Annotated in this window: 6 protein-coding genes and 1 pseudogene; 3 read left to right on the plus strand and 4 right to left on the minus strand. The window is 74.0% G+C overall.

The features are described from left to right. Positions 1–137 (minus strand): phosphoribosyl-AMP cyclohydrolase (locus VK640_09070; GenBank protein HTE73337.1); only part of this gene is annotated, 137 nt, incomplete at its 3' end. 20 nt (positions 138–157) lie between these two features. Then, positions 158–1,942: an ABC transporter ATP-binding protein gene (locus VK640_09075; GenBank protein HTE73338.1), complete on the minus strand. Its 1,785-nt coding sequence runs from the start codon at positions 1,940–1,942 to the stop codon at positions 158–160. Positions 1,943–2,005: 63 nt separating this feature from the next. On the opposite strand from VK640_09075, the gene VK640_09080 reads away from it, so the two are divergent. Then, positions 2,006–3,412 (plus strand): AAA family ATPase, encoded by a 1,407-nt coding sequence (locus VK640_09080; GenBank protein ID HTE73339.1) that lies wholly within the window; start codon positions 2,006–2,008, stop codon positions 3,410–3,412. Positions 3,413–3,424: 12 nt separating this feature from the next. Here VK640_09080 and VK640_09085 read toward each other — a convergent pair whose 3' ends face one another. Continuing rightward, complete coding sequence (locus tag VK640_09085) at positions 3,425–5,224, minus strand: ABC transporter ATP-binding protein (protein ID HTE73340.1); 1,800 nt, start codon at positions 5,222–5,224, stop codon at positions 3,425–3,427. Between the two features lie 52 nt (positions 5,225–5,276). Here VK640_09085 and VK640_09090 point away from each other — a divergent pair, with 52 nt between their 5' ends. Next, a complete protein-coding gene (locus VK640_09090) occupies positions 5,277–5,912 on the plus strand; it encodes a TIGR03085 family metal-binding protein (GenBank protein ID HTE73341.1) in 636 nt (211 codons plus the stop codon). Positions 5,913–5,928: 16 nt separating this feature from the next. On the opposite strand, the pseudogene VK640_09095 reads toward VK640_09090, so the two are convergent. Beyond that, positions 5,929–6,183, minus strand: a pseudogene (locus VK640_09095) (M43 family zinc metalloprotease). Between the two features lie 338 nt (positions 6,184–6,521). On the opposite strand from VK640_09095, the gene VK640_09100 reads away from it, so the two are divergent. Next, positions 6,522–6,811 (plus strand): hypothetical protein (locus tag VK640_09100; protein ID HTE73342.1); only part of this gene is annotated, 290 nt, incomplete at its 3' end.

The following is a 6,811-nucleotide window of genomic DNA, read 5'->3' on the forward strand; positions in this document are numbered from 1 at the left end:
CGGTGCAGCGCCTCGTCGTCCATCCAGCCGACCATCAGCACCTCGCCGCTGCCGTGCTGCTGCACGACGGCGGCGACCAGGCCGTCGGCGTCCCGCTTCAGCCGGGCGGCGAGGGCAGGGTCCAGGGCTGCATCCATGCAGTCATTCTGGCGGCTGCTCAGTGCCGCTGCTGCGCCGACCACGAGGCGTGCAGCCGCGAGTAGATCCCGCCCAGGGCGACCAGGTCGGCGTGCCGGCCGCGCTCGACGAGCCGGCCGGCGTCGAAGACGAGCACCTCGTCGGCGACCTCGGCCGTCGAGAGCCGGTGCGCGATCGTGAGCGCGGTGCGGCCGCGGGTGAGGCCCTCCAGCGCCCGCGCGATGCGCACCTCGGTCCCCGGGTCCACGGCACTGGTCGCCTCATCAAGGACAAGAAGATCCGGGTCGGCCAGGTACGCCCGGGCCAGCGCGACGAGCTGGCGCTCGCCCGCGGAGAGCTGCTCCCCGCGCTGTCCGACCTCGGTGGCCAGGCCGTGCCCGAGCCCACCGAGCCAGTCGGCCAGGCCGAGCTCGACCAGCGCGAGCTCGACCTGCTCGTCGATGGCGCCCGGCCGGCCGAGGCGGATGTTGTCGGCGATCGTGCCCTCGAAGAGGAAACCGTCCTGCGGCACCATGACGATCCGCGACCGCACCGACTCGAAGCCCACAGACCGCAGGTCGACCCCGTCGACGAGCACCCGGCCCTCCACCGGGTCCATCAGCCTCGTGAGCAGCTTGGCGAAGGTCGTCTTCCCCGACCCTGTCTCCCCGACGACCGCGACCCGGGAGCGCGGCTCCAGGGCCACGTCCACGTGCTCGAGCACGACCGGCCCACCGGGATAGGCGAACGACACGTCCTCGAACCGCACCGCGATGGGTCCGCGGTCGAGCACCACGCCGTCCGGGCCCGGGTCGGTCACGTCGGCCGGTGTGTCCAGGACGCCGAGCACCCGGCGCCACCCGGCGATCGCGTTCTGCGCCTCGTTGAGCACCTCGGTCCCGATCTGCACCGGGCCGACGAAGAGGGTCACCAGGAAGAGGAAGGCCAGCAGCTCACCCACACTGAGCTCGCCCGCGATGCCGAGCTCGACGCCGACGATCACCACGGCGGCGTTGGCCAGGCCGGCGACCACCTCCCCCGTCGAGAAGGTCAGCGCCACCATCGCCTGCGCGCGCGTCGCCGCCGACCGGTGCCGGTCGATGGCGCCGTCGATGCGGTGCCCGGTGCGCTCCTCGATCCCGTACGCTCGCACGGTCGACGCCCCGACCACCGACTCGGAGACCGCGCCCAGCAGGTCACCGACCCGCTCGCGGACCGCGCCGTACGCGCCGGACACCCGGCGCTGGAAGGTCCGCAGCAGCAGGAACAGCGGCAGGAAGCAGACCCAGACCAGCACGGTGAGCTGCCAGCTGTAGACCGCCATCAGCACTGTCGCGACCACCAGCTGGCCGAGGCTGACCAGCATCAGCAGCCCGCCCCACTGCATGAACGTCGAGATCGTGTCCACGTCGCTGGTCACCCGCGAGACCAGCGACCCGCGTCGCTCGGCGTTCTGGGTGAGCACCGACAGGTCGTGGACGTGCCGGAACGCGCGCACCCGGAGGGTCGCCAGGCCGGCCTCCGTGGTGCGGAAGAGCCGGACGTTGAGGACGTACGCCGCCACGGCGGTCAGCAGGGTCGCCCCCACCGTGAGCAGCACCGCGAGATGGACCCGGCCGGCGTCCGGACCGCCGTCGCCGAGCAGGCCCTTGTCCACCGTCTGCTGCACCGCGACGGGCACGATGACCCGGCCGACGGTCGCCACCAGGGCGAGCAGGAGGGTCACCGGCAGCCCGGTCGCGAACTCCGGCGAGAGAGCGAGCCCGCGGCGCAAGGTGGCCCAGGCCCCCTGCTGGTCGCGGCCGGTGTCGGCGATCGTGGTCATCGCCCGCCATGCTGCCGCACGCCGCGGGCAGGGCCACTCCGGCATGGTCGCTACGCTGGGACGATGGCTCGACACGACGAGACGACCGAGCGCCCCGACCGCCTGTTCGCCGAGAGCGACCAGGGCGGCGACTGGTCCGACGAGGCGTGGCCGGACGCGCCGGAGCCGTCCTGGATGGCCGACCCCCTCGGCGACGGCGGTGGCACCGACTCCTTCGCGGCGGTCCGGACGTCCGACCCGGAGCTCGACCCGGGGATCGACCCGATGGACGACACCACGACCATCCCGGCCTTCGACCTCGGCAGCGACACCGAGACGGTCGTCGTCGACCTGACCGGGGAGCAGCCGGTGGTCGTCCGGGAGACCGCCCCGGTGGTCGTCCAGGAGACCGCCCCGGTAGTCGTCCAGGAGGTCGCGCCGGCCCCGGAGGAGGCAGCGGCACCGGCCGCAGCTCCCGTCGCGGAGCCTCCGGCGCCGTACGCCCCCATCGCGCGCCCGGACGCGGTCCGCTCGTGGGAGCTGCCTCCGGTGCCGGGCACCGACGGCAGCGGCGCCGAGTCGCTGACCGCGGCAACCGTGCTGCGGGCCCGCCGTGCCCGCCCGCAGTCCGGCTGGCGCAAGCGGTTGCTGACGATGACCGGCGGCAAGGTCAACCTCGGCCTCTCGGCGGAGGACCGCCGGCGGGCCGCGCAGCTCGAGGCGGCGCGCACCCCGGTGCGCGGGACCCACCGGGTGGCCGTCATCAGCCTCAAGGGCGGCGTGGGCAAGACCACGACGACAGCGGCGCTCGGATCGATGTTCGCCAACCTGCGCGGCGACCGGGTCATCGCGGTCGACGCCAACCCGGACCGCGGCACCCTCGGCGAGCGGGTGGTGCGCGAGTCAGGTGCGACGATCCGCCACCTGCTGCAGAACCGCGAGGACGTCACGCGCTACGGCGACGTGCGCGCGTTCACCTCGCAGTCGCCGACGCGGCTCGAGGTGCTCGCGTCCGACGCCGACCCCGGTGCGTCCTCGGCGCTGAGCGAGCAGGACTACGTGGACACCCTCGACGTGCTCGAGCGCTTCTACAACCTGGTGCTCACCGACTGCGGCACCGGCCTGCTGCACGACGCCATGCGCGGCGTGCTCGGGCTGGCCAGCTCGTTGGTCGTGGTGAGCTCGGCGTCCCTCGACGGGGCGCGCAGCGCCAGCGCGACGCTGGACTGGCTCGAGGCCCACGGCCTCGACGACCTGGCGCGCAACGCGGTGGTGGTCATCTCCTCGGTGCGCCCCGGCGGCGGCATCGTCGACGTCATGCAGCTCGAGGACCACTTCGCCTCGCGGTGCCGCGCCGTCGTCACCATCCCCTACGACCCGCACCTCGAGGCCGGCGGTGTCCTCGAGCTCGACGAGCTCGACGACGAGACGGTCGAGGCCTATCGCGAGCTCGCGGCGGCGGTCGGCGAGGGCTTCGCCGTCACCCGCTGACCGACAGCGCTGCTAGGACGCCGGCGCCTCCTCGTCGGCCGCGAGAGCGGCCCGCTCGGCCTCCTCCCGCTCGTAGGCCGTGATCAGGCGGCGGTAGCCCTCCGTGCGCCCGAGCAGCTCGGTGTGCGTCCCGCGGTCCAGGACCCGGCCGTTCTCGACGTAGACCACCTCGTCGGCGAGCGCGATCGTCGCCTTGCGGTAGGCCACCACGACGACCGTCGGTGGCACGCCGCCGGCGGATTCGCGCAGCCCGGACAGGATCGCCTGCTCGACCCGCGGGTCGACGGCGGAGGTCGCGTCGTCCATGACGAGCAGCCGTGGGCTGCGCACGACCGCCCGGGCGAGCGCCAGCCGCTGCCGCTGGCCCCCTGAGAGGGTCATGCCCCGCTCGCCGATGCGGGTGTCGAGTCCCTCCGGCAGGGCGTCGACGAACAGTTCGGCCTGCGCCACCCGCAGGGCCGCCCGCACCTGCTCGTCCGGCAGGTCGAGGCCGAGGGTCACGTTGCCGCGCACCGTGTCGTCGAAGAGGAACGTCTGCTGCGGCACGACGGCAGCCGCCCCGGCGATGCCGCCGCGCGCGATCGCCCGCAGGTCCACCCCGTCGAGCACGACCTCGCCGGTGCCCGGGTCGACCAGCCGGACCAGGAGCGTGGTCAGCGTGGACTTGCCAGAGCCGGTCGGACCGACGACGGCCACCGTGCGGCCGGCCTCGACGGTGAAGGTGACGTCGTGCAGCACGTCGGTGTCGTCGTAGGCGAACTGCACCCCGCGCAGGCCCAGGGCCGCGGGGCCCTCGGCGTCGAGCTCGGCGCTGCCGTAGGTCTGGCCGCCCGTCGCGTCGAGCACCTGTGACACCCGGTCCCACCCGACGACGCTGCGCGGCAGCTCGCCGAGCACCCAGCCGATCGCGCGCACCGGGAAGGCCAGGATGGTGAACAGGTAGGCGACCTGCACGAGGTCGCCCGGCGCGATGTCGCCGGCCGCCACCCGGGCCGTGCCGACCCAGAGCACGGCGAGCACGCCCAGCGTCGGGATCGCCTCCAGGGCCGGGTCGAACATGCCCCTGACCCGGCCGACCGCCACCTGCGCGTCGCGCAGCTCCCGTGCCGACCCGGCGAACCGCTCGGTCTCCTCCGCCTCGCGGCCCAGGGTCTTGACGACCAGCGCACCGTCGAACGACTCGTGGGCCACCCCGCTCACCTCGGCGCGCAGCTGCTGGGCGCGGGTCGCGAGCGGCGACAGCCGGCGCTGGTAGACGACGTTGAGCGCGAAGATCGACGGGAAGACGAGGAAGCCGACCAGGGAGAGCACCGGATCGGTGAGCACCATGGCGACACCGGCCACGACGAGCATGACCAGCACCCCGACCGCCATCGGGAACGGCGCGATCGGGAACCAGACCGCCTCCACGTCGGCGTTGGCGTTGGACAGCAGCTGGCCGGTCGGGTGCCGCTGGTGCCAGGACAGCGGGAGCCGCAGGTACTGCCGGGTCACCTCGCGCCGGTAGCGCGCCTGCAGCCGGTACTGCATGACGCCGGCACCCAGCCGGCGCGCCACGATGCCGCTCGCCTTGAGCACCGAGACCCCGACGATGGCCAGCCCGGACGCCACCAGCGCGCCGGTGGTCGTCTCGCCGTCGCGGAACGCCGGCACGATGAGCTGGTCGGTCACCCGGCCCAGGACCCACGCCGAGGCCACGGTCATCACGCCGTAGACGGCGCTGCCCCCGACCGCGACGGCGAACACCCGCGGTTCGTGCCGCACGGCCCGCGCGAGCAGCCCGAGCCCGCGCCGGAGGGTGTCGTCACGCATTCGGCCAAGCCTGCCGTACGGCACCGACGGGCGCCGCACCTAGGCTGGCGGGATGTCCATCGCCAGCCGTGAGCGCGCCGCCCTCGCCGACCTGCTCGTCGAGCTCGGTCCCGACGCCCCGACCCTCTGCGAGGGCTGGGACACCCGCGACCTCGCAGCCCACCTCGCCGTGCGCGAGCGCCGCCCCGACGCCACCCCCGGTGTCGCCGTGCCCGCGCTGGCCGGCTGGACCGAGCGGGTGCAGGCGGGCTACGCCGAGCGGCCCTACGACGAGCTGGTCGAGCTGGTGCGCAGCGGCCCCGGGCGGCTCTCGGCCTTCGCCCTGCCCGGCATGGACAAGTTCTTCAACACCACGGAGTACGTCGTCCACCACGAGGACGTCCGCCGCGCACAGCCGGGCTGGGCCCCGCGCACGCTGCCGCACGCCGTCCAGGACGCCCTGTGGCGGGCCGTGCGCACCCGGGCACCCCTGGCGTTCCGCTCAGTGGGGACCGGCGTGGTCCTGCGCCGCTCCGACGCCGCGCGGTCGTCGGTCGTCGCTGCCAAGGGCGAGCCGGTGGCCACCGTGACCGGCGAGTCGCTGGAGCTCCTGCTCTACGCCTTCGGCCGCCGCGACCACGCCGTGGTCGAGGTCGGCGGCGACCCCGAGGCGGTCGCCGCCCTGGCGGCGACCAGCCTCGACGTGTGACCGCCGACCCCGCTCGCTAGGCCCGGTAGTAGAGCCAGGCGTCGCGCATCCGCTGCGTCTGCCCGGGCGTGAACTCCGTGTAGCAGGAGTCGTACGAGTAGTCCATGTAGTTGTGGATCGGGTCGAGTCCCGGCTCCTTGCACGAGTCCTTGCCCTCGGGGCAGCCGTTGGTCGCGCCCTTCTGGGCCGGGGTGTCGGCGACGAAGTCGCCGTTGGCGTTGCAGCCCCCGTAGAAGGTGCGCTCCAGGTTGAGCCAGTGGCCGGCCTCGTCCGTCGCGGTCTCGCCTGCCCGGCTTGGTCAGGATGTCGGGCAGGTAGGCCCAGCCCAGGTAGGCGCCGGCGGTCGTCGAGTAGAGGTTGAGCGCGGTGCTGCCGCCGCGGTGCAGCGTCTGCTTCATGGTGTGCTCGTTGGTGCCGCCGATGCCGGCGTAGAACCAGTCGGCGTTGTCGGTGCGGTGGATGCCCGCCAGGGTGAAGGAGAACCCGGTGTCGGTGCCCCCCTCAGCCCCGCCGAAGGTCGTGTCGAGCACGTCGATCTGCGCGGCCACCTGACGGTTGGTGACCGCACCGGTGGTGCCCTCGGTGACGATGCGGAAGTAGACCGGCACGGTGGCCGTGAAGTCCTCGCCGGCCACGCCCTTGGCGGACGCCGGCAGGTCCTGGGGCACCTGGCCGGTGCCGGGGCTGCCGGCCGACGCTCCCGCCGCGGGCGGCGACCACCCCGGCGTCCTGCACCTGGGCGTCGATCCCCGGGTCGCAGAACGCGCCCCCCGCCAGGGCGGTGTGCGGGGCGGAGGTGCCGAGCGCCCCGCCGCCCCCAGCACCATCGCGGCCGTCACGGCGGCGCGGCGTCGCGGCATCCTCACGCCCATTCCATTCGTCGGGATCGTCGGGATCGT

The organism is Actinomycetes bacterium, assembly GCA_035489715.1.
In the GTDB taxonomy this organism is placed as follows: domain Bacteria; phylum Actinomycetota; class Actinomycetes; order JACCUZ01; family JACCUZ01; genus DATHAP01.

Bases quoted from the DNA above. Each gene is read 5' to 3' on its own strand.
- VK640_09080 (HTE73339.1), top strand. From the start codon at position 2,006: ATGGCTCGACACGACGAGACGACCGAGCGCCCCGACCGCCTGTTCGCC.
- VK640_09090 (HTE73341.1), top strand. From the start codon at position 5,277: ATGTCCATCGCCAGCCGTGAGCGCGCCGCCCTCGCCGACCTGCTCGTC.
- VK640_09075 (HTE73338.1), bottom strand. From the start codon at position 1,942: ATGACCACGATCGCCGACACCGGCCGCGACCAGCAGGGGGCCTGGGCC.
- VK640_09085 (HTE73340.1), bottom strand. From the start codon at position 5,224: ATGCGTGACGACACCCTCCGGCGCGGGCTCGGGCTGCTCGCGCGGGCC.